The sequence below is a fragment of the Streptomyces sp. NPDC088124 genome (assembly GCF_040685895.1).
Taxonomy (GTDB): domain Bacteria; phylum Actinomycetota; class Actinomycetes; order Streptomycetales; family Streptomycetaceae; genus Streptomyces.
In genome coordinates this window covers 13,076-35,436 of sequence record NZ_JBFBJB010000062.1, presented here as the reverse complement: position 1 = coordinate 35,436, position 22,361 = coordinate 13,076, and the positions used below count along the sequence as shown (strand labels likewise).

Below are 22,361 nucleotides of genomic sequence, written 5' to 3'. Positions count from 1 at the left end.
CCGTGTCCTGTACCTCAGTCCGAGGCCGACCCCGGGCCGGGTCCGTGTCCGTGCCCGTGTCCTGAGCCCAGGTCCGGACCCCGGGTCTCGTGTCCGTCTCCGGTCTCATGCCCGCCCGCCTGAGTCCGGTGCCGGTCCCAGGTCCGGGTGCCGGTCCCGGGTCCGGGTCTGTGTGTCCAGGTCCTGGCCCGGAGGTCGCCCCCTCAATGGACGCCCTCCTCCAGCCCCTCGGTGTCCTCGCCCTCCTCCTCCAGCGCCCGCTTGACCACCCGGAGCGCCATGCCCTCCGGATATCCCTTGCGCGCCAGCATCCCCGCGAGCCGGCGCACCCGTCTGTCCCGCTCCAGGCCACGGGTGGCGCGGAGCTTGCGGGCGACCAGCTCGCGGGCGGTCTCCTCCTCCCGCTCGGAGTCGAGCTGCCCGACCGCCTCGTCGATCAGCGCGGACTCCACGCCTTTCGTCCGCAGCTCCCGCGCGAGGGCGCGCCGGGCCAGACCGCGGCCGTGGTGCCGTGACTCGACCCACGCGTCTGCGAACGCCGCGTCGTTGATCAGTCCCACGTCCTCGAAGCGGGAGAGCACCTCCTCCGCGATCTCCTCCGGGATCTCCCGCTTCTCCAGAGCGTCCGCGAGCTGTTTGCGTGTACGGGGGGTGCCGGTGAGCAGGCGCAGACAGATCGCCCGCGCCCGCTCGGCCGGATCCTGGGGCGACAGCTCCTGCTCGGCCCTCGACGAGTCGGAGCTGCCGCCCGGCTTTTCGGTCCGCCGCCTCTTCGCGTAAGGCACGGCAGGAACTAACTCTTGGCCGCTGCCGACTTGGCCGACTTGGCCTTGGAGGCAGTGGCGGTGGCCGGCTTCACCGGTTCGGCACCGGAGGCGGGGGCGCCCGCGGCGTCCGCTCCGGGCTCGGCCGTCGGCGCCTGCGGCTGGACGCCGACCCCCAGCTTCTCCAGGATCTTCTTCTCGATCTCATTGGCGAGATCGGGGTTGTCCTTGAGGAAGTTGCGGGAGTTCTCCTTGCCCTGGCCGAGCTGGTCGCCCTCGTACGTGTACCAGGCGCCGGCCTTGCGGACGAAGCCGTGCTCCACGCCCATGTCGATCAGACCGCCCTCGCGGCTGATGCCCTGGCCGTAGAGGATGTCGAACTCGGCCTGCTTGAAGGGCGGCGAGACCTTGTTCTTGACGACCTTGACCCGGGTGCGGTTGCCGACGGCCTCGGTGCCGTCCTTCAGGGTCTCGATACGGCGGATGTCGAGCCGGACCGACGCGTAGAACTTGAGCGCCCGGCCACCGGTCGTGGTCTCCGGCGAGCCGAACATCACGCCGATCTTCTCGCGGAGCTGGTTGATGAAGATCGCGGTGGTCTTGGACTGGTTGAGCGCGCTGGTGATCTTCCGGAGCGCCTGGCTCATCAGCCGCGCCTGGAGGCCGACGTGCGAGTCGCCCATCTCGCCCTCGATCTCCGCGCGGGGCACCAGCGCGGCGACGGAGTCGATGACGATCAGGTCGAGCGCGCCGGAGCGGACCAGCATGTCCACGATCTCCAGGGCCTGCTCACCGTTGTCCGGCTGGGAGAGGAGCAGATTGTCGATGTCGACGCCGAGTTTCTTCGCGTACTCGGGGTCGAGGGCGTGCTCGGCGTCCACGAAGGCCACCGCGCCGCCCATCCGCTGCGCGTTCGCCACGGCGTGCAGCGTCAGCGTCGTCTTGCCGGAGGACTCGGGGCCGTACACCTCCACCACCCGGCCGCGCGGCAGGCCGCCGACGCCGAGCGCGACGTCGAGCGCGGTCGATCCGGTGGGGATGACCTCGATGGGGTCGTTCGGCCGGTCGCCCATGCGCATCACTGCGCCCTTGCCGAATTGTCGTTCAATTTGTGCGAGAGCGGCGTCGAGCGCCTTCTCGCGGTCGGTTCCTGCCATGGGTTCCACCCGATTTGCTTGAGTCGATCGCTTCACGTCAACGACGCTATCCCCTGCCACTGACAACGCGCCCCCGACGCCTCCCCGCCTGTGGACAACTGCGGACAACCCGGCCGGGCCAACCGCCGGCCGCCGCCCCCTCCACCACGCCACCACACACTCCGCCGACCGGACCGGGGAAACACCGGCAGCCCTCCCCATAAGAATGGATGTTCGATTTTGGTGTCAAGCGACACGTGACGGGCCCCGCCTATCCTTCCTCGCATGGTGCTCACCTCCCCCGCCCGCCGCCGACGGCTGTCCGTACGGGAGACCGACCTCGCCGTGGCACTCGTCGTCTCCGCCGTCGTGGCCGTCTGGACCCTGCTCCAGATGCGTTCGGGGGACGAACCGCCCGGCCGCGCGCTGATCGGCTGGGGTTTGATCGCCCTCGGCTGCGGCGCCCTGTACTTCCGGCGGCGCCGGCCCGTGGCCGTGGGCGTCATCACACTGCTGACGTCCTGCGTCTACTACCCGGTGAGCGTCACCGACGGCCCGCTGATGACCACCTTCGCGGTCGCGCTCTACACCCTGGCCGCCGAAGGCCGCTTCACCGCCTCGGTCGCGCTGGCCTCCGCCACCCTGCTCGCCGTGGGCTACGGCGAGCTCCGCCAGGACTCGGGCCACCGCCAGATCGACGACACCTCTCTCGTCATGCTCACCGGCTGGCTGATCAGCCTGGTCGCCGTCGGCCGCGCCCAGCGCACCAGGGCCGCCTACCTCCACGAGGCCGAGCAGCGTGCGCTGGCCGCCGAGCGCGAGCAGGAGGCACGGGCCCGGCAGAGCGCCACCGAGGAGCGGCTGCGGATCGCGCGCGAACTGCACGACGTCCTCGGGCACAGCATCTCCCTGATCAACGTGCAGTCCAGCGCGGTGCTGCACCGGCTGGGCAAGAAGCCCGAGCCACCGGTCGCCCTCGCGGCCGCCGAGGAAGCGCTCGAAGCGGTCAAGGCCACCAGCAAGGAGGCCCTGCGCGAACTGCGCGGCACGCTCGGAGTGCTGCGGCAGGCCGACGAGGCGGCGCCGACCGCGCCGACCTCCGGCCTCGACCGGCTCGGTGAGCTGGTCGAGCGGGCCCGCTCGACAGGCATCGCGGTCGGTGTCCGTACGGAAGGCGGCGGGCGCCCGTTGCCGCCGCCGGTCGACCTGGCCGCGTACCGGATCGTGCAGGAGTCGCTCACGAACGTGACGCGCCACTCCGGCGCCCTCAGCGCGCTGGTGACCATCATTCACGGCGCCACGGACATCCGCGTACGGATCGAGGACGACGGACGGGGCGCGGACACCGGAACGGGCACCGGACACGCGGCGAACGCCCGCCAGGGGCCACGTACGGGGCCCCGTACGGAGCCGGGCACAGGGCCGACGGACAGCGGCATCCGCGGCATGGCCGAGCGCGCGAAGGCGTTCGGCGGCGAACTGACAGCCCGGAACACGCCCGGTGGTTTCAGGGTCGAGGCCAGGCTGCCACTGGCACCACCCACCACCGGACCGCCCGCGGCGTCATCGCCCGACACCGGCCCGCCACAGGCTCTCACCGACTGAAAGGGACCGAATGATCCGCGTGGTACTGGCCGACGACCAGACCCTCGTACGGGCCGGATTCCGCTCGATACTCGCCGACGAGACCGACATGGAGGTGGTGGGCGAGGCCGCCGACGGCGAGCAGGCGATCACGCTGGCTCGCGAACTCCGCCCCGATGTGGTCCTCATGGACATCAGAATGCCGGTACTCGACGGCCTGGAGGCCACCCGCCGTATCCTCGCCGACCCACGCCTGGAGGGCGTACGGGTCGTCATCCTCACCACCTTCGACATCGACGACTACGTGTACGGGGCGCTGCGTGCGGGCGCCTCCGGCTTTCTGGTCAAGGACACCGAACCGATGGAACTGCTGCACGGGGTACGCGTCGTGGCGCGTGGCGACGCGCTGATCGCGCCGGCCGTCACGCGCCGGCTGATCGCCGAGTTCGCGGTGCGCGGCCGGCAGCCCGACCCGAGTCCCCGGCTGAACGCCCTGACCGAGCGGGAGCGCGAAGTGATGGGCCTGGTCGGCGCGGGCCTGTCCAACGACGAGATCGCGCGGCGGCTGGTGCTCTCCCCGGCCACCGCGAAGACCCATGTCAGCCGGATCATGACCAAGCTGGCCGTACGGGACCGGGCACAGCTCGTGATCCTCGCGTACGAGTCGGGGATGATCACCCCGGGCTGGCTGGCGTAGCCGGTGTCCCCGCGAGCGGACGGCGCGCCCGCAACTTCCGTGGTACGCAGCCGGGTCCGCCCACGACTCCTGGGGTAGTCCCGGTGTCCTCCGCGGGGCGACGCGGCGCCCCGTACCGTACGCCCACTGTGTGGGCGTGGCAGATCTCAGCGGCACGAGCGGCACCGTATCCCCGGAAACCCTGGACCTCGCACGGCTTCAGTTCGGCCTGACCGCGGGCGGTCACTTCCTGTTCGTCACCCTGACCCTGGGGCTGGCGACGATCGTGGCCTGTCTGCAGACCAGGGCCACGATCAGCGGGCGTCCGCAGCACGCGCGGATGGTGCGGTACTGGGGGCAGTTGTACGTCATCAACTATGCCGTCGGGATCGTCACCGGCATCGTGATGGAGTTCCAGTTCGGTCTGAGCTGGAGCGGGCTCACCCACGGCGCCGGCAATGTGCTCGGTGCCGCGCTCGCCGTCGAGACCATCGTCGCCTTCTTCGTCGAGTCGACCTTCCTCGGCCTGTGGATCTTCGGCTGGAACCGGTTCGGCCCCCGGACCCATCTCGCGATGATCTGGGTCGTCACGTTCACCGCGTATCTGTCGGCGTTCTGGATCCTGGTCGCCAACGGATTCCTCAACCACCCGGTGGGCCACCGGATGGAGGCGGGCCAGGCGGTCCTCGCCGATGTCGGCGCGCTGGTCACCAACCCCAGAGCGCTGCTGGCGTTCGGCCACGTCCTGGCCGGTTCGCTGGTCACCGCGGGCTTCTTCATGGCCGGCGTCAGCGCGTACCACCTGTTCCGGCGCACCGAGGAGCGGGAGTTCTTCACGCTCGGGCTGCGGACCGGGGTGTTCGTCTCGGCCCCCGCGCTGATGGTGACCGCGGTGTTCGGCGGGCTTCAGCTCACCTCACTTGTCACGCTCCAGCCCATGAAGTCGGCCGTGTTCGAGCAGAAGACAGCCGAGATCGCTCAGCTCCAGTCGGATCTGGTCGCCCGGTTCGGCCCTGGTGACTATGTGCCGTCACCGGCGTGGACACGGGGCGGCGCCCTGGTGATGCTCGGCGCGTTCGCGTTGATGATGTACCTCTGCCTGGCCGGTACGGCGCTCGCCTGTTCCCGGAAAGCTGTCGTCCGCTTCCGGCTCTGGCACGTGGTGCTGATGGCGTCCGTACCGCTGCCGTACCTGGCGATGATCGCCGGCTGGGTCTTCCGGGAGGCGGGCCGGCAGCCCTGGGTGGTGTACGGGGTGCTCAGGACGCGGGACGCGGTCTCCGACCTCTCCCCCGCCGCGATGCGTGCCTCTCTGGCCGTCTTCACCACGCTCTTCTTGTTGCTCGCCGTCGTCAACACGGTGTTGCTGTGGCGCCATGCCCGGCTGGGCCCCGTGGCGGCGGGGCTCGGCCATGACGACCGTACGGACGGCGACGGCGCGAGCCCCGACCCGGCGGACTCCCTGGCCGCCCCGCGCTACTGAAGAGCCGAGAACCCGGGAGCCCCCAGAACGAGGAGACGTCGTGGAAACCCTGGCCATCGCCCTGCTCGGCTTCTTCATGGCGGGCTACTTCGTCCTCGGCGGGACGGATATCGGTACGGGCATGCTGCTGCCGTATCTCGGCCGCGACCCCGCCGAACGCCGGCTCGTGCTCACGTCCTTCTCCCCCTTCTTCCTCGGCAACGAGGTGTGGCTGATCGCCGCCGCGGGTGTGCTCGTCGGCTGCTTCCCCGAACTGGAGGGGGAGTTGCTCAGCGGACAGTTCACGGTGGTCGTGCCGCTGCTCGTCGGATGGGTCGTCCGGGACATGGGGCTGTGGCTGCGTGGGCGGAGCGGCGGCTCCGTACGGCGCGCGGTGTGCGACGGCGCGGTGGTCTGCGGGAGTTGGGCGGTCGCACTGACCTGGGGCTGGCTGCTGGCCGCGCTGTTCACCGGCGCCCCGGAGCGGCCCGCCTCGGGCCCCGTGGCCGTACTCACGGCGCTCGCGGTGGCCGCGCTGTTCGCCGCGCACGGCCTCGGTTTCGCGGCCGTGCGGCTGACCGGCGCGCCCTTCGAGCGGGCCCGGCGGCTCACGGGGCGCACCGGCCCGGGGCCGTCGCTGGTGCTGACCACTGTCCTGATGGCGGCGCTGCCCGTATGCGCCGGGCGCGGTCTGCCGCTGCACGCGTCGGCGGCGGACGGGGCGACGCTCGCGCTGCTCGTCCCGGTGGTGCTGACGGTCACCCCCCTGCTGGTCGCCGTCCAGGCATGGGTGTGGCACACCTTCCGGCACCGGGTGACCCGACCCTCCTACCTCTGATCCCTCTGCACTTCCTCACCCCTGACGTCCCTTCCCTTCCTCCTTCCGGCTTTCGGTTTCCGGCATCTCCTGTCCTCATCCTCTGGAGCGCAACTGTGAGCATCACCGACGAACGCCCCCGTACGCCGCGGCGGACAGGTGTCTTCGAACGCCTCGCCGCCTTCTCCTTCCGGCACAAACTGCGCGCCCTGACCCTGTGGATCGCGGTGGTGGCCGCCACGACGGGCGTCTCCATGGCGGTCGGCAGCGCCTACCACAACGACTTCGCGCTGCCGGGAACGGACTCGCAGCGCGCCCTGAGCGTGCTGGAGCGGCACGGCTCGGCCCAGGCCGACGCGACCGTGCAGATCGTGGTGCGCAGCGCGGCCGGGATACGCGACGGCGCGGTCGAACGCCGCGTCGGGGCGGCCCTCGACAAGGTCGCGGCCCTGCCGGGGGTCACTCAGGTCCGGAGCCCGTACGAGGACACTGCCGTGGTGTCGCGGGACGGCACCGTCGGCTACGCCACCGTCACCCTGGACGGTGCGCCGGAGAGCGTCCCCAAGGAGGACGTCCTCCGTGTCATCGACGTGGCCGGCTCCCTCGCGGGGGACGGCCTGGAGACGGCGGTCGGCGGCGAAGCGGCGCGGACCTCCGAGGAGTCGGGCGGCGGGGCGGCCGAGGGGCTCGGCATCCTCGGCGCGCTGGTGATCCTCGTGTTCCTCTTCGGCTCACTGGTCGCGGCGAGCCTGCCGGTGGTCACGGCGGTCTTCGCGGTGGGCGCCTCCGTCGGGCTGATCGCGCTCGCCTCGCACCTCGCGGACGTCGCCGATTTCACGCCGCCGGTCATGATGCTGGTCGGGCTGGGGGTGGGCATCGACTACGCCCTGCTGATCTTCTCCCGGTACCGGAGCGAACTGCGCGCGGGCGCCGGACCCGAACAGGCCACGCGCGCGGCGCTGGACGCGGCGGGGCGCACCGTTTTCTTCGCGGGCTGCACCGTGATCATCGCGCTGATGGGGCTGGTCGTGCTCGGGCTCGGCTCGCTCCAGGGCGTCGCCCTGGCCGTCGCCCTGACCGTGCTGCTCACCATGGCTGCCTCGCTGACCCTGCTGCCCGCCCTGCTGGGCGTCTTCGGGGCACGGATCGCGCGCCAGGCCGCCCGGCGCACGGCAGCGGCCCGGGCCCCCGAGGGGGCGGCCTGGCGACGCTGGGCGAGCGCGGTACAGCGACGGCCGTGGGCCGTGCTGCTGGTCTCCCTGGCCGCACTGGGCGCGCTGGCCGCCCCGGCGGCCGGGCTGCGCCTCGGCTTCGCGGACGCGGGCAGCGACGCGGAGACGAAGACGAGCCGGCAGGCGTACGACCTGCTGGCGGACGGCTTCGGGGCCGGCTTCAACGGACCGCTGATCGTGATCGCGGACGGCGGCGGAGCGGGGACCGGCGCTGCGCTGCGGCAGGCACTGGAGAGCACCCTCGGCGTCGCCGCGGCGTCGGCGCCGATCCCGACGCGGGACGCCTCCGTCACCACGGTCATCGCCTTCCCCGACTCCGCGCCGCAGGCCGAGGCGACCTCGCTCCTCGTCGACCGGTTGCGCGACGAGGTCCTGCCGCCGCTGGAGCGGCGGACGGGCGCGGAGTTGCTGGTCGGCGGCGCCACCGCCGCGACGGAGGACTTCGCGGCCACGGTGTCCGCCCGGATGCCGCTGTTCGTCGCGATCGTGGTGGGCCTCTCGGCCCTGCTGCTGCTCGTGGTCTTCCGGTCCCTACTGATCCCCCTGAAGGCCGCGCTGCTCAATCTGGTGAGCATCGGGGCGGCGCTCGGCGCGATCACCCTGGTCTTCCAGCACGGCTGGTTCGGGGTGGAGCCGGGGCCGATCGAGGCGTTCATCCCCGTCATGATCTTCGCGATCGTCTTCGGGCTCTCGATGGACTACGAGGTGTTCCTGCTCTCCCGCATCCATGAGGAGTGGGAGCGCACCAGGGATCCGCAGGCCGCGGTCCGTGAGGGCCTGGCGGCGACCGGGAAGGTCATCACGGCCGCGGCGGCGATCATGATCGTGGTCTTCGCGGCGTTCGTCCTCGGCCCCGACCGGATGCTCCAGCAGTTCGGCCTCGGGATGGCGGTGGCGATCCTGCTGGACGCGGTGGTCATCCGCTGTCTCATCGTGCCCGCGGTGATGCGGCTTCTGGGAGGCGCCGCCTGGTGGCTGCCGAAGCCGCTCGGCCGGATCCTGCCGAAGGTGGAGCTGGAACGTCACTGAGGCCGGCCGGCTACGCGCGCGGGCGGCCGGTGTCGTCCCCGTCCACACGCAGCACCCGCCGTATCTGCCCCAGCAGCGGAATGCCGGGACGCCGCGGCCGGCCACCCACCCTCGGGGCGTCCATCACGTCGTACCGCTTCACGTACGCGCCGAGAAACGCCTGCAGGGTCGCGACGGCGGGTATCGCGATCAGCGCGCCGACGGCGCCCAGCAGCGCCGTACCCGCGATGACCGAGCCGAAGGCGACCGCCGGGTGGATGTCCACGGACCGGGCGGTGAGCTTGGGCTGGAGCATGTAATTCTCGAACTGCTGGTAGATGACGACGAAGCCGAGGACCCACAGCGCGTACCAGGGGTCCACGGTGAAGGCGATCAGCATGGGCAGGGCACCGGCCAGGTAGGTGCCGATGGTCGGGATGAACTGGGAGACCAGTCCCACCCACATCGCGAGGGCCGACGCGTACGGAACGCCGAGGATCTCCAGCAGGATGTAATGCGCGACACCCGATATGAGGGCCATCAGTCCGCGTGAGTAGAGATAGCCGCCGGTCTTCACCACCGCGATCTCCCAGGCGCGCAGCACCTCGGCCTGCCGGGCGGGCGGCAGGACGGAGCAGAGCGCGCGGCGCAGCCGGGGCCCGTCGGCGGCGAAGTAGAAGGAGAACAGGAAGATCGTCAGGAGCCTGAACAGTCCGCCCAGCACGGTGGCGGAGATGTCCAGGACACCGCTCGCGCTGTTCTGCACGTACCTCTGGAGCCAGTCGGAGTGCAACAGGCTGTCCTGGACGGCGACCCGGGACAGCTCGGTGTGGAACGTCAGGTTGACCCAGTTGATCACCGAGTCGAGGTACTGGGGGAAGGAGTCGACGATGTCGATGATCTGGCCCGCCAGTATGGAGCCGAGCATCACCACGAAACCGGCGCTCGCTATCAGCACCCCTGAGAAGACCAGGAACGTGGCGAGTCCGCGCCGCATCCCGCGGTCCGCCATGCGGCTGACCGCCGGCTCCACGGCCAGCGCCAAGAAAAAGGCGATCAGCACATTGATCAGCAGTCCGATGAGCTGATGGAACGCCCAGTTGCCGAGTTGGAAGCAGGCGACGAGGCCCAGCGCGAGGACCATGGCACGCGGCAGCCAACGGGGCATACGGTCGGCGCGCCCACCCCCGGCGTCCGGGCGCGGAAGGGCCCCCGCGGGCGTCCCGGGGGACGCGGCGTGCGGGGTCTCCGGCGGGGAGGCCGGCGGAGGGATCGGCGGTTCTGCGTCCGATGCGGTGTTGTCGTTCGGGGCCACGGAGTAAGTCTGGACTACGGCTGTGACATCCGGCCCCGCGGTCCGGACTTCGGCAGGGTCCGGTAGGGGGCCTGTACGAGAGTCCTCTACGGGTCACGGACCGGTCCCCGGAGCCTAATCCCGGTGCCGGATCGCGGTCCGTTCCGCCGGACGGCGCGTCAGCGCTTCTCGGTCGGTACGCCCATGGCGTCGCAGACGGCGCGCCAGACGTCCTTGGTCTCCCAGCCCGCTTCGAGCGCTTCGTGCACCGTACGGCCGCCCAGTTCGGCCATCACATGATCACGGGCGAAGGAATCGGCGTAGGCGGCACCGAAGTGGTCCGCCATACGCTCCCAGAAAATCGTCAGCCGCATGCCTCCAGTATCCCGCCCCGGGGAGTGCGGTCCGGCCCGAGGCCGGAACAGTCAGCCGGCCACCGCCCGTACGAGCGCCGTGACCACCACCGCGGCGCCGACGACCACCAGGAACGGGGCGCGCAGCACCAGCGCGAGGGCCGCCGCGGCGATCCCCGCGCCCCGGGCGTCCAGGACGAGCGCGCCGTTCGCACTGAAGGTCTGCTGCGCGGTGAGCGCGGCGAGCAGGGCGACGGGGAGGAGGGCGGACAGCCGCTGGACGAGCGGGCGCTCCAGCGCACCGGCGGGAACGAGCAGTCCCAGCAGCTTGACGAGGTAGCAGCCGACGGCGGTCGCGCCGATCGCGATCCAGACGGTCAACGGTCCGTTCCCCTCGTGCGTCCTGAGCCCTTCACGGGACCTGTCCCCTTCGCGCCTCCTGAGCCCTTCACGGGATCTGTGCCCTTCGCGCCTGCTGAGCCCTCCGGTCCATCGGAATTCCGGCGGGCGCCGAGCCGACGGCCCTGGAACCAGAGCACGGCCGGTGCGGCGAGCGCCGCGACGAGTACCGGCACCCCGCCGGGCAGCACCGGCAGCAGCCCCAGCCCCAGCACGACGGCGAGGCCGGCAGTTGCCCGCTCCGTGGTGGTGCGGAGCATCGGCGCGAGCAGCGCGAGGAAGACGGCGGGGCCCGCGGCGTCGAGCCCCCAGGCGTCGGTGTCGCCGAGGGCCTCCGCGCCCAGCGCCCCGGCCAGAGTGGTCAGGTTCCACAGCACGTAGAGCGTGAGCCCGGTCACCGTGAAGCCGATCCTGGCGGCGCGCCGGGTCGGCTGAGCGAGGGTGACGGCGGTCGTCTCGTCGATCACCCACTGCGCGGCGAACGGGCGTACGGGGCCCGGCAGCCGCAGCAACCGGGAGAGCCTGAGGCCGTAGAAGGCGTTCCGTACTCCCAGGAAGAACGCGCCCGCCGCGGCGGTGAGCGGGTTCCCGCCGGCCGCGAGGGCGCCGACGAGCGCGAACTGCGAGGCGCCGGTGAAGACCAGCAGGCTGAGCGCGCAGCTCTGCGCCACGGTGAGCCCGGCGCCCGCCGAGGTGACGCCGAAGGCGAAGCCCGAGAGCCCGACGGCGATGCCGACGCCGAGTGCGTCGCGCACCACGGCGGAGTCGGGTACGGGTTCGGGGCCGGGTCGCGGTGTGCTTTCCCCAGGACCGTCCACCGGTATGCCGGCCGGTATGTCCGCGGAAGCGGACGCTGTCTGTTCTGTCACGTCGCGCACGCTACGCGGGGCGGGGTCCTCAGGTCTTGTACATGCGTGCGCCCCCGCGTCCGCGGCGCTGCTCCCTCGTATCCATCCCCGCCCCCGCCCCGCGGTCAGCGGGCGGGCGGCCGCGAGGCCGGGGCCGTTCTCCCAGGTCCGGGCGATTGTCAGTGGGCGGGTGCACGATGGGGGGCATGGCAGGTACCGCGCTCGACTCCTTCTCCCCCGCGACCCGCGGCTGGTTCACGGGGGCCTTCTCCGCGCCCACCGCGGCACAGGAGGGGGCCTGGCGCGCCATCCAGGAGGGCGCGGACGTGCTGGTGGTGGCGCCGACCGGGTCCGGCAAGACCCTGGCCGCGTTCCTCGCCGCGCTGGACCAGCTCGCCTCGGCGCCACCGCCCGCAGAGGCGAAGAAGCGCTGCCGGGTGCTGTACGTGTCACCGCTGAAGGCGCTCGCGGTCGACGTGGAGCGCAATCTGCGCAGCCCGCTCACGGGGATCCGGCAGGAGTCCGTACGGCGTGGGCTGCCCGAGCCGCAGGTGCGGGTCGGTATCCGCTCGGGCGACACCCCGCCCGCCGACCGCCGGTCGATGGCGACGCGGCCGCCGGACATCCTGATCACCACCCCCGAGTCGCTGTTCCTGATGCTCACGTCCTCCGCGCGCGACGCGCTCGCCGGTGTCGAGACGGTGATCCTGGACGAGGTGCACGCCGTGGCGGGGACGAAGCGCGGCGCCCATCTCGCCCTCTCCCTGGAGCGGCTCGACGAGCTGCTGCCGCGCCCGGCCCGGCGCATCGGTCTGTCCGCGACGGTCCGCCCGGTGGAGGAAGTGGCCCGCTACCTGTCGCCGCAGCGCAGGGTGGAGATCGTCCAGCCGCCCTCCGGCAAGGAGTTCGACCTCTCCGTCGTCGTCCCGGTCGAGGACCTGGGTGAGCTGGGCGGCTCCCCCGCGTCGGAGACGGACAGCGGGGAGAAGCCGTCGATCTGGCCGCATGTGGAGGAGCGGATCGCCGATCTCGTCCAGGCCCACCGCTCCACGATCGTGTTCGCCAACTCCCGGCGGCTGGCCGAGCGGCTGTGCAACCGGCTCAACGAGATCGCGTACGAGCGTGCGACGGGGCGGACGATGCCCGAGGAGCACGCCCCGGCCGAGGTGATGGCCCAGTCGGGCGCGGCGAAGGGCGCTCCCCCTCTGCTGGCCCGGGCGCACCACGGCTCGGTCTCCAAGGAGCAGCGCTCCCAGGTCGAGGAGGACCTCAAGGCGGGCCGGCTGCCCGCCGTCGTGGCCACCTCCAGCCTGGAGCTGGGGATCGACATGGGAGCGGTGGACCTGGTCGTCCAGGTCGAGTCGCCGCCCTCGGTCGCCTCCGGCCTCCAGCGGGTGGGCCGGGCCGGCCATCAGGTGGGCGCGGTCTCCACCGGCGTCGTCTTCCCGAAGTACCGCGGGGATCTGGTGCAGGCCGCCGTGGTCACGGAGCGGATGCGCGGCGGATCCATCGAGGCGCTGCGCGTGCCCGCCAATCCGCTGGACGTGCTGGCGCAGCAGCTCGTCGCCATGGTCGCGCTGGACACCCGGCAGGTGGACGATCTGCTCGCCGTGGTCCGCAGGGCCGCGCCGTTCGCCGCCCTGCCCGATTCCGCGTTCCACGCCGTGCTGGACATGCTCGCCGGTCGCTACCCCTCCGACGCCTTCGCGGAGCTGCGGCCCCGCGTGGTGTGGGACCGCGTCGCGGGTACGGTCACGGGCCGCCCGGGCGCGCAGCGCCTCGCCGTCACCTCGGGTGGCACGATCCCCGACCGCGGCCTCTTCGGGGTCTTCCTCGCCGGGGCGGACCCGAAGAAGGGCGGCGGGCGGGTCGGTGAGCTGGACGAGGAGATGGTGTACGAGTCCCGGGTGGGCGATGTCTTCACCCTGGGGACGACCTCATGGCGGATCGAGGACATCACCCGTGACCGCGTCCTGGTCACCCCGGCCCCCGGCGCCCCGGGACGGCTGCCCTTCTGGAAGGGCGACCAGCTCGGCCGCCCGCTGGAGCTGGGCCGCGCGGTGGGCGCCTTCCTGCGGGAGGTCGGCTCGCTCCCGGAGGAGGACGCGCGGCTGCGCCTGATGACGGCGGGCCTGGACGACTGGGCGGCCGGCAATCTCCTCTCGTACCTGGACGAGCAGCGCCGCGCCTGCGGACATGTCCCCGACGACCGGACGATCCTGGTCGAGCGGTTCCGTGACGAGCTCGGCGACTGGCGGGTGGTGATCCACTCCCCCTTCGGCGCGCAGGTGCACGCCCCGTGGGCGCTGGCGCTCGGGGCCCGGCTCTCCGAGCGGTACGGCATGGACGCGCAGGTCATGCACGCCGACGACGGCATCGTGCTGCGGCTGCCGGACGCCGATCTGATGGGCCTGGACCTCCTGGACGTCGAAAACGGTGACGATCGGGACCGCCTCGGCACCGCCTTCGACGGCGAGCAGGCCCCGCTGGGCGCCGCGGACGTCGCCTTCGCCCCGGGCGAGATCCGCGGGATCGTGACCGAACAGGTCGGCGGCTCCGCCCTGTTCGCCTCCCGGTTCCGGGAGTGCGCCGCGCGGGCGCTGCTGCTGCCGCGCCGCAGCCCCGGCAGGCGCACGCCTCTGTGGCAGCAGCGGCAGCGCGCCGCGCAACTGCTCCAGGTCGCGAGCGAGTTCGGTTCGTTCCCCATCGTGCTGGAGGCGGTGCGCGAGTGCCTTCAGGACGTCTTCGACGTCCCCGGCCTCACCGAGCTCATGGGTGACCTCGAATCCCGCAGGGTCCGGCTCGTCGAGGTGACCACCCCCGAGCCCTCGCCCTTCGCCCGGTCGCTGCTCTTCGGTTACGTCGCGCAGTTCCTGTACGAGGGCGACTCGCCCCTCGCCGAGCGGCGCGCCGCCGCCCTGTCGCTGGACTCGCGGCTGCTCGCCGAGTTGCTGGGCCAGGCCGAGCTGCGGGAGCTGCTCGACCCGGAGGTCCTCACGGAACTGGAGCGGGAGCTTCAGTGGCTGACGGAGGACCGGCGCGTCAAGGACGCCGAGGGCGTCGCCGACCTGCTGCGGGTCCTCGGCCCGCTCACCGACGACGAGCTGGCCGAGCGCGGCGCGCGGCCGTCCTGGGCGGAGGAGCTGGCCGCCGCGCGCCGCGCCATCACGGTCCGTATCGCCGGGGCGGACCACTGGGCGGCGGTCGAGGACGCCGGCCGGCTGCGGGACGCCCTCGGCACGGCGCTGCCGGTCGGGGTGCCGGAGGCGTTCACCGAACCGGTCAAGGATCCGCTGGGCGACCTGCTCGCCCGCCACGCCCGTACGCACGGCCCGTTCACCTCGTCCTCGGCGGCCGAGCGCTTCGGTCTGGGGACGGCGGTCACGGACGGCGCGCTCCAGCGGCTCGCCGCGAGCGCCCGGGTCGTCCAGGGCGAGTTCCACCCGTCCGGCATCGGCCAGGAGTGGTGCGACGCCACGGTGCTCCGCCGGCTGCGCCGCCGCTCGCTGGCCGCGCTGCGCCAGGAGCTGGAGCCGGTCGCACCCGCCGCGCTCGCCACGTTCCTCCCCCAATGGCAGCACCTGAGCGGCGACAGCCTGCGCGGCATCGACGGACTCGCCCGCGCCGTCGAGCAGTTGCAGGGCGCCCCCGTCCCCGCCTCCGCGCTGGAGAAGCTGATCCTGCCGTCCCGGGTCGCCGGCTACACCCCGGCGCTGCTGGACGAGCTGACCACCACGGGCGAGGTCCTGTGGGCCGGCGCCGGCGCCCTGCCCGGCAAGGACGGCTGGGTCTCGCTCTATCTCGCCGACGCCGCGCCGCTGCTGCTCCCCGCCCCGCACCCGCTGGAGCAGACAGCCCTGCACGCCTCGGTGCTGACCACCCTCTCCGGCGGTTACGGGCTCTTCTTCCGGCAGATCGCCGACCAGGTGCGCGCGACCACCCACCCCGAGGCGACCGACCCCCAACTGGCCGACGCCCTCTGGGACCTGGCCTGGTCCGGGCGGCTCACCAACGACACCCTGGCCCCGCTGCGCTCGCTGCTCGGCTCCGGCCGTACGGCGGGCTCCACGGCCCACCGCGCCCGACGCCCGGTGCCCCGGGGGCGGTACGGCACCCTGACGGCCGCCGCCAGACCCGCCTCCCGTACGGGCCCGCCGACCGTGAGCGGGCGCTGGTCGCTCCTGCCCGCCCAGGAACCCGACCCGACTCACCGCGCCCACGCGCTGGCCCGCACCCTCCTCGACCGTCACGGCGTGGTGACCCGGGGCGCGGTCGCGGCCGAGGGCGTGGCGGGCGGCTTCTCCGCCACGTACCGCGTGCTGTCGGCCTTCGAGGACAGCGGCCAGGCCCGGCGCGGCTATGTCGTGGAGGGCCTGGGCGCCGCCCAGTTCGCGATGGACGGGGCGGTCGACCGGCTGCGGGCCGCGGCGACGGCCCGCGACCGCGCCGCCGGGCAGCCCGCGCCGCGCGCCGTCGTCCTCGCGGCGGCCGATCCCGCCAACGCCTACGGGGCCGCGCTGCCCTGGCCGGAGTCACCGGAGGGCGCGGGCCACAAACCGGGGCGCAAGGCCGGCTCCCTGGTCGTCCTGGTCGACGGCGAGCTGACCCTCTACCTGGAGCGCGGCGGAAAGACCCTGCTGGCCTGGGCCACGGACCCGGCGGACCCCGCGCTGCCGGCCGCCGCGGGGGCGCTCGCGGACGCCGCCCGCGCGGGCACGCTCGGTACGGTCACGGTCGAGCGGGCCAACGGCACACCCGCGCTCACCTCACCTCTGGGCCGGACCCTGGAGTCAGTGGGCTTCCACGCCACCCCCAGGGGCCTGCGCCTGCGCGCCTGACCACCACCCGGCCCACACCCACACCCAAGCACATCATGGGAGACATGCCCGAAGGAGACACCGTCCTGCAGACCGCCCAGCGCCTGCACAGAGCCCTGGCCGGACACCTGCTGACCCGCTCCGACCTGCGGGTCCCCCGATACGCGACCGCCGATCTCACCGGCAGGACCGTCCTCGACGTCACCCCGCGCGGAAAGCACTTGCTCACCCGGATCGAGGGCGGGCTCACCCTCCACTCGCATCTGCGGATGGACGGCGCATGGCAGGTCTACGCCCCGGGCGAGCGCTGGCGCGGCGGCGCCGCGCATCAGATACGGGCGATCCTCGGCACCGCCGGACAGACCGCCGTCGGGTACCGGCTGCCCGTCCTGGAACTCCTCCGTACCCGCGACGAGGAACGGGTGGTCGGCCATCTGGGACCCGATCTGCTCGGCCCCGACTGGGACCCCGCCGTCGCCCTGCGGCGTCTGCTCGCCGACCCCGCCCGCCCCGTCGGAGAAGCCCTGCTCGATCAGCGCAATCTCGCCGGGGTGGGCAATATCTTCAAGTCCGAGACCTGCTTCCTCGTGCGCGCGACACCGTGGCTCCCGGTGGGGGAACTCCCCTCGCCCGAGCGGCTGGTAGCGGCGGCCAAGAAACTGCTCGAAGCCAACCGGGAGCGCCCGGGCCACCGCAGGGAGCTGTCCGTGTACGGCCGCGCCCACCGGCCCTGCCGCCGCTGCGCCACCCCGATCCGTACGGCCGACCAGGACGGGCGTCCCGCCTACTGGTGCCCCCGCTGCCAGTCGGGCCCCACTCCCTGAGGCTCCGGCCGGTCCCTGGCAACCCGCCGGTCCCTGACGATCCACCGGCCCGGGCGCATCGGTGGCACGGCGCATCGGTGGCACACGCGCGGCGTGCGCCGCGCCTTACGCGCTCTCCGCCTGGAACATCCAGGCGTGCTTCTCAAGATCGGCCGTGACCTGGATCAGAATGTCCTGCGTCACCGGATCCGGCTTGTCCGTCACCTGGACGCGCTCACGCATCCGCGTGACCACCGCGCCGAGCGCGTCCACGAGGGTCCGCACCGCGTCCCCGTCCTTGATCCAGCCGTTGGGAACCGGGCCGATCGCGCTGGTCCCCGCCACCGTCGCGGCCCGTCCGTCCGGGGTCACACCGATCGCGGAGGCGCGTTCGGCGACCGTGTCCGAATGCTGCCGCGCCGTGGTCACGACTTCGTCGAGCTGGAGATGGACGGAGCGGAAGCGCGGCCCGACGATGTTCCAGTGCACCTGCTTCGCGACCAGCGAGAGATCCACCAGATCCACGAGCGCGCCCTGCAGCGCCTCGCCGACCAGCTTCAGGTCCTCCTCGGGCAGGGAACTTTTCACGACAGACATACGGGCCCTCCAGTGTTCCGTCGATTCCACCGGCCCGACCGGCCTCACCAGCCCTGTCCGGCTCCGTGTCCACCATGACACAGGTGCGACAAAACGGTCATTCGAGCCGGAGAGATCCCCACATCACAGGCCCCGGGCCCTCACCGGATCGGAGCCTCTCCCCCGCAGGGCACACCGGACACACCGAAGCCCCGGCCGGTATCGCTACCGACCGGGGCCCGGTCACAGCCTCAAAGCCGCACCCTCAGGCGGCGACGACGTCCGCCACCTCCGCGGGTGCCTTGATCGTCACCCGCTCCGTCGGCACACCGGCCACCGACGTGACGGAGACGGAATTGAGCATGGGTCGTACTGCTGCGGGCACCGGCTCGCTCGCCGCCGCCGACGCGGCCAGCTCCGCCAACGACAGTTCGTCGCTCACTTCACGCATGAGCTCGGACATCCGTACGTCCAGCGCGTCGCAGATCGCGGAGAGCAGCTCGGAGGAAGCCTCCTTCTGCCCCCGCTCAACCTCGGAAAGATAGCCGAGCGAGACTCGGGCGGACGAGGAGACTTCGCGCAGAGTACGGCCCTGGCGCTGGCGCTGCCGACGCAGCACGTCACCCAGCAGGCGACGGAGCAGAATCATCGGTGGCTCCCTCCTCGGACCGCGTAGCCGCATCCTTCACGCCCCACCGTACCGCCTCGCGCGGCGGCCGTGCGGGGAGCGATGTCGTGTTCACTCAGGGCTGTAAACATCAAATCCCCCCGTTCTCTTCCGTATCCTGTGCCCGCCCGTTCCCGGAGAGTTCGCCGAGGAGCAGTCCCAGTACGCTCCGTACACTCTCTTTACGGATGTCCGCCCGGTCGCCGTTCAACCGCAGCGCGGTCACTTTCCCCACACCTTCCGGTCCCGCGACCGCCACATACACCGTGCCGACCGGCTGCCCGTCCTGCGGGTCCGGGCCCGCCACCCCGGTGGTCGCGACGCCCCAGTCGGCGCCCAGGACCCGCCGTACCCCGGCCGCCATCTGGCGCGCGACCTCGGGGTCCACGGCGCCCCGCTCGTCGAGAAGGGCGGCGTCCACGCCCAGGACGTCCCGCTTGAGATCCGTCGCGTAGGCCGTCAGGGCCCCGCGGAAGGCCCGGGAGGCCCCGGGGACCCCGGTCAGCTCCGCGGCCACCAGACCGCCGGTCAGGGACTCCGCCACGGCCAGCGTCCCGCCGCCGGCGACCAGCAGCTCCAGCACCCGCGCGGCACGGGCCGCGGTCCCGGTCACCGGACCACTCCCCGCCCCGGCCCCCGCTTCGCTCACCGAGCGGACTCCGCCTCGGCGCGCTCCGCCGCCAGTCCCTGGCGGCGCAGTACGACCGCCTGCCGTACGTAGTCGAGCCCCGTGAGCACCGTCAGCAGCACCGCCACCGTCATCACCCAGAACCGCAGCGTGGCCAGCGGCCCGGTCAGCGCGAGGACGTACATCCCCACGGCCACCCCCTGCGCCAGCGTCTTCATCTTGCCGCCGCGGCTGGCCGGGATCACCCCGTGCCTGATCACCCAGAACCGCATCAGCGTGATACCCAGCTCCCGGAAGAGGATGATGCCCGTCACCCACCACGGCAGATCCCCCAGCGCGGAGAGACAGAGCAGCGCGGCGCCCATGATCGCCTTGTCCGCGATGGGGTCGGCGATCTTCCCGAAGTCGGTGACCAGGTTGTACGTACGGGCCAGGTGGCCGTCGAAGATGTCCGTGATCATCGCCACGGCGAAGGCGGCAAACGCCCACGCGCGCCAGACGGGGTCGTACCCGCCGTCCTGGAGCAGCAGGTACACGAAAGCGGGCACGAGCACCAGCCGCACCATGGTGAGGATATTGGCGATGTTCCACAGACTGGCCTGATTGACCACCACCGCCGCCAGCTTGGCGCCGGGCGCCGGCTTCGCGCCGGTACCGCCCGCCGCGGACGCCGGGACTCCGGTCATCTGGCCGCCTCCTCACCCGGGATCCGGGAGCCGCCCCCGGGAAGCTCGTAGCACTCGGCGACCAGGTCCACACCTTCGGTCCCGACCACCTTCGCCTCGACCATACGGCCGGGGCGCAGCCCCTCGCCCGAGGTGAAGATCACCTGGCCATCCGTCTCCGGCGCCTGGTGGGCCGCGCGGCCGACGGCCGGCTCGTCGCCGTCGCCCGTCGCGTCGACCGATTCGACGAGCACCTGGAGGCTCTCGCCGAGCCGCTCCTCGGCCCGCTGGGCGGTCAGCTCCTCGGCCAGCCGGGAGAGGTGTGCCAGCCGCTCGGCGACGACGTCCTCGTCCAGCTTGTTCTCGTACGTGGCGGCCTCCGTGCCGTCCTCGTCCGAGTAGCCGAAGACACCGATGGCGTCGAGGCGCGCCCCGTTGAGGAAGCGTTCCAGCTCGGCGAAGTCGGCCTCGCTCTCCCCGGGGAACCCGACGATGAAGTTGGAGCGCACCCCGGCCTGCAGCGCCTTGCCGCGGATGGTCTCCAGCAGCTCCAGGAAGCGGTCGGTGTCCCCGAAGCGGCGCATCGCGCGCAGCACACCGGGCGCGGAGTGCTGGAAGGACAGGTCGAAGTAGGGGGCGACCTTGGGCGTCGAGGTCAGGACGTCGATCAGGCCCGGCCGCATCTCGGCGGGCTGGAGGTAGCTGACCCGTACCCGTTCGATGCCGTCCACCGCCGCCAGCTCCGGCAACAGGGTCTCCAGCAGCCGGATGTCGCCGAGGTCCTTGCCGTACGACGTGTTGTTCTCGGAGACGAGCATGACCTCCTTGACGCCCTGCTCGGCCAGCCAGCGCGTCTCGCCGAGCACGTCGGAGGGACGGCGCGAGATGAAGGAGCCGCGGAACGACGGGATGGCGCAGAAGGAGCAGCGGCGGTCGCAGCCGGAGGCGAGCTTCACGGAGGCGACGGGGCTGGTGTCGAGACGTCTGCGCAGGGGCGCCCGCGGCCCGGAGGCCGGTGCGACGCCCTCGGGCAGGTCCGCGGGGGCCGGCGCGATCTCCTCGCGGTCCTGTGCGTGACCGGGGAGCGCGACCTCGACGCCCTGCCGCTCGACGGGGCTGAGCGGCAGCAGCTTCCGGCGGTCGCGGGGGGTGTGGGAGGCGTGGACGCCGCCGCTGAGGATGGTCTGGAGGCGGTCCGAGATGTCGGCGTAGTCGTCGAAGCCGAGGACTCCGTCCGCCTCGGGCAGGGCCTCGGCGAGCTCCTTGCCGTACCGCTCGGCCATACAGCCGACGGCGACGACGGCCTGGGTTCTGCCCTGATCCTTGAGATCATTGGCTTCCAGCAGGGCGTCGACGGAGTCCTTCTTGGCGGCTTCGACGAATCCACAGGTGTTGACGACGGCGACATCCGCCCCTGAGGCGTCCTGGACGAGCTCCCAGCCATCCGCCGCCAAGCGGCCTGCGAGCTCCTCCGAGTCCACCTCGTTACGGGCGCAGCCAAGCGTGACAAGGGCGACGGTACGGCGTTCTGGCATGGGCCCAAGAGTACTTTGTCCCGGCCCCGCCCCTGCCGTGCAGGGTTGGTCAGCCGACCTCGGGGTCACCCTGCGTGTACGAGAGCCGCTCGACCTGGCCGGGCTCGAACTCGTCGGCGACCTTCTTGCCGTTCACGAAGAGCTCGATCGCCCCGGCGTTGCCGAGGATCAGGTCGATCTGCTCGTCGTCCTGGAAGGTCTTGGAATCACCCTTGAGAAGGATTCCGTCGAAAAGGAGTTTGCCGTTGTGCGCCTTGGCGGAGATCCAGCTCTTGTCGTCTATGGCCGACAGTTTCACCGTCACCTTGTCCCGGGGGGCGGCGGCGATGGCGCTCTCGGAGGGCTCCGGCCTGGTCTCGGTCTTCTTGGTGGGAGAAGGCTTGGTGCCGCTGTCGGGCGTCGGGCCCTCGGCGACCTCATTGGTCTTCGAGCCCTTGTCCGCACCGTTCAACACCGTGAAGCCGACGAAACCGACCACCGCGACGATCGCGGCGACCATGGCGGCGGTCCAGTTGGGGCGGCGGCGCTCCGGCCGGATCCGCTCCGCCTCGAACATCGGCGCCGCGGGCGTGGGCGCGGGGCGTCCGCCGCGCTCGGTGTCGAATTGCTCGATGAGGGGCTGGGGGTCGAGTCCGACCTCGCGCGCGAGCATCCGGATGTGGCCACGGGCGTACACATCGCCACCGCAGCGTGAGAAGTCGTCCTCCTCGATCGCGTGCACGATGGGGACGCGCACTCGGGTGGAGCCGCTCAGCTCCTCCACCGTGCGGTGCGCGGCGATACGGGCCTGCTGGAGCGTCCGGCCGATCGAAGGCCGTTCGTCCTCAGGGGAGTTGCCGTCGGGGGCACCAGGATCGGGGACGCGGTCGTCGGGGGCGTTGGCGTCGGGGGACTTGCCGTCGGAAGAGTTGCCGATGGACACGGGGGCGCCTTTCGAGCGTGTAGCCACCTGCTGGACACTCAGTCTAGGGGTGGTACGAAAGGGTGGGGCAACCGGGCGGATGCACTTTGTACGCCATCAGAAGGGCCGGACGGCGCGCGAGAGGAACATCATGCCTTTCCCCTCCCCAACTTGACGCCCGCCCAAGGGAAACGGT

Annotated in this window: 18 protein-coding genes and 1 pseudogene; 7 read left to right on the top strand and 12 right to left on the bottom strand. The window is 72.1% G+C overall.

Going from position 1 to position 22,361, the window contains the following annotated elements:
- Positions 1 to 203: 203 nt before the first annotated feature.
- Positions 204 to 860: pseudogene (gene recX, locus AB0P17_RS35520) on the bottom strand (recombination regulator RecX); the annotation flags it as partial.
- On the bottom strand, positions 794 to 1,921 hold the full coding sequence (gene recA / locus AB0P17_RS35515) for a recombinase RecA (RefSeq protein ID WP_365817720.1): 1,128 nt from the start codon (positions 1,919 to 1,921) through the stop codon (positions 794 to 796). The pseudogene recX and the gene recA, both read right to left, overlap by 67 nt.
- A 264-nt stretch (positions 1,922 to 2,185) precedes the next feature.
- On the opposite strand from recA, the gene AB0P17_RS35510 reads away from it, so the two are divergent.
- The 5 genes from AB0P17_RS35510 to AB0P17_RS35490 all read left to right on the top strand — a co-directional run bounded on the left by AB0P17_RS35510 (position 2,186) and on the right by AB0P17_RS35490 (position 8,700).
- Positions 2,186 to 3,505, top strand: a complete 1,320-nt coding sequence (locus AB0P17_RS35510) for a sensor histidine kinase (protein WP_365817718.1) — start codon at positions 2,186 to 2,188, stop codon at positions 3,503 to 3,505.
- A 10-nt stretch (positions 3,506 to 3,515) separates the two neighbouring features.
- Complete coding sequence (locus tag AB0P17_RS35505; RefSeq protein WP_365817716.1) at positions 3,516 to 4,181, top strand: response regulator transcription factor; 666 nt, start codon at positions 3,516 to 3,518, stop codon at positions 4,179 to 4,181.
- Positions 4,182 to 4,317: 136 nt separating this feature from the next.
- Entirely contained in the window at positions 4,318 to 5,643 is a 1,326-nt protein-coding gene (locus tag AB0P17_RS35500) for a cytochrome ubiquinol oxidase subunit I (protein ID WP_365817714.1), read from the top strand.
- A 40-nt stretch (positions 5,644 to 5,683) separates the two neighbouring features.
- Entirely contained in the window at positions 5,684 to 6,460 is a 777-nt protein-coding gene (locus AB0P17_RS35495) for a cytochrome d ubiquinol oxidase subunit II (protein WP_365817712.1), read from the top strand.
- Positions 6,461 to 6,693: 233 nt separating this feature from the next.
- A complete protein-coding gene (locus AB0P17_RS35490) occupies positions 6,694 to 8,700 on the top strand; it encodes an MMPL family transporter (RefSeq protein ID WP_365817766.1) in 2,007 nt (668 codons plus the stop codon).
- 10 nt (positions 8,701 to 8,710) lie between these two features.
- Here AB0P17_RS35490 and AB0P17_RS35485 read toward each other — a convergent pair whose 3' ends face one another.
- The 4 genes from AB0P17_RS35485 to AB0P17_RS35470 form a co-directional block, all read right to left on the bottom strand.
- Entirely contained in the window at positions 8,711 to 9,847 is a 1,137-nt protein-coding gene (locus AB0P17_RS35485) for an AI-2E family transporter (RefSeq protein ID WP_365817710.1), read from the bottom strand.
- 305 nt (positions 9,848 to 10,152) lie between these two features.
- Entirely contained in the window at positions 10,153 to 10,347 is a 195-nt protein-coding gene (locus AB0P17_RS35480) for a DUF3046 domain-containing protein (RefSeq protein ID WP_365817708.1), read from the bottom strand.
- Positions 10,348 to 10,398: 51 nt separating this feature from the next.
- Complete coding sequence (locus AB0P17_RS35475) at positions 10,399 to 10,707, bottom strand: AzlD domain-containing protein (RefSeq protein ID WP_365817706.1); 309 nt, start codon at positions 10,705 to 10,707, stop codon at positions 10,399 to 10,401.
- Complete coding sequence (locus tag AB0P17_RS35470) at positions 10,704 to 11,549, bottom strand: AzlC family ABC transporter permease (protein WP_365817764.1); 846 nt, start codon at positions 11,547 to 11,549, stop codon at positions 10,704 to 10,706. Before AB0P17_RS35470 ends, AB0P17_RS35475 begins: the two co-directional genes overlap by 4 nt.
- 230 nt (positions 11,550 to 11,779) lie before the next feature.
- On the opposite strand from AB0P17_RS35470, the gene AB0P17_RS35465 reads away from it, so the two are divergent.
- Both AB0P17_RS35465 and AB0P17_RS35460 read left to right on the top strand, forming a co-directional pair.
- On the top strand, positions 11,780 to 16,411 hold the full coding sequence (locus AB0P17_RS35465; protein WP_365817704.1) for an ATP-dependent helicase: 4,632 nt from the start codon (positions 11,780 to 11,782) through the stop codon (positions 16,409 to 16,411).
- A 44-nt stretch (positions 16,412 to 16,455) separates the two neighbouring features.
- Positions 16,456 to 17,214, top strand: a complete 759-nt coding sequence (locus AB0P17_RS35460) for a DNA-formamidopyrimidine glycosylase family protein (protein ID WP_365817702.1) — start codon at positions 16,456 to 16,458, stop codon at positions 17,212 to 17,214.
- 105 nt (positions 17,215 to 17,319) lie between these two features.
- Here AB0P17_RS35460 and AB0P17_RS35455 read toward each other — a convergent pair whose 3' ends face one another.
- From AB0P17_RS35455 to AB0P17_RS35430, 6 genes are all read right to left on the bottom strand, one after another.
- Positions 17,320 to 17,790: a DNA starvation/stationary phase protection protein gene (locus AB0P17_RS35455; RefSeq protein WP_365817700.1), complete on the bottom strand. Its 471-nt coding sequence runs from the start codon at positions 17,788 to 17,790 to the stop codon at positions 17,320 to 17,322.
- Positions 17,791 to 18,034: 244 nt separating this feature from the next.
- Positions 18,035 to 18,418, bottom strand: coding sequence for a helix-turn-helix transcriptional regulator (locus AB0P17_RS35450; RefSeq protein ID WP_365817698.1), 384 nt, complete (start codon positions 18,416 to 18,418; stop codon positions 18,035 to 18,037).
- 109 nt (positions 18,419 to 18,527) lie between these two features.
- Entirely contained in the window at positions 18,528 to 19,049 is a 522-nt protein-coding gene (locus AB0P17_RS35445; protein WP_365817696.1) for a nicotinamide-nucleotide amidohydrolase family protein, read from the bottom strand.
- 32 nt (positions 19,050 to 19,081) lie between these two features.
- Complete coding sequence (gene pgsA, locus AB0P17_RS35440) at positions 19,082 to 19,750, bottom strand: CDP-diacylglycerol--glycerol-3-phosphate 3-phosphatidyltransferase (protein ID WP_365817694.1); 669 nt, start codon at positions 19,748 to 19,750, stop codon at positions 19,082 to 19,084.
- Positions 19,747 to 21,264, bottom strand: a complete 1,518-nt coding sequence (rimO, locus tag AB0P17_RS35435; RefSeq protein WP_365817692.1) for a 30S ribosomal protein S12 methylthiotransferase RimO — start codon at positions 21,262 to 21,264, stop codon at positions 19,747 to 19,749. The genes pgsA and rimO overlap by 4 nt, the downstream gene beginning before the upstream one ends.
- Before the next feature lie 49 nt (positions 21,265 to 21,313).
- A complete protein-coding gene (locus AB0P17_RS35430) occupies positions 21,314 to 22,072 on the bottom strand; it encodes a helix-turn-helix domain-containing protein (RefSeq protein WP_365817762.1) in 759 nt (252 codons plus the stop codon).
- Positions 22,073 to 22,361 lie beyond the last annotated feature (289 nt).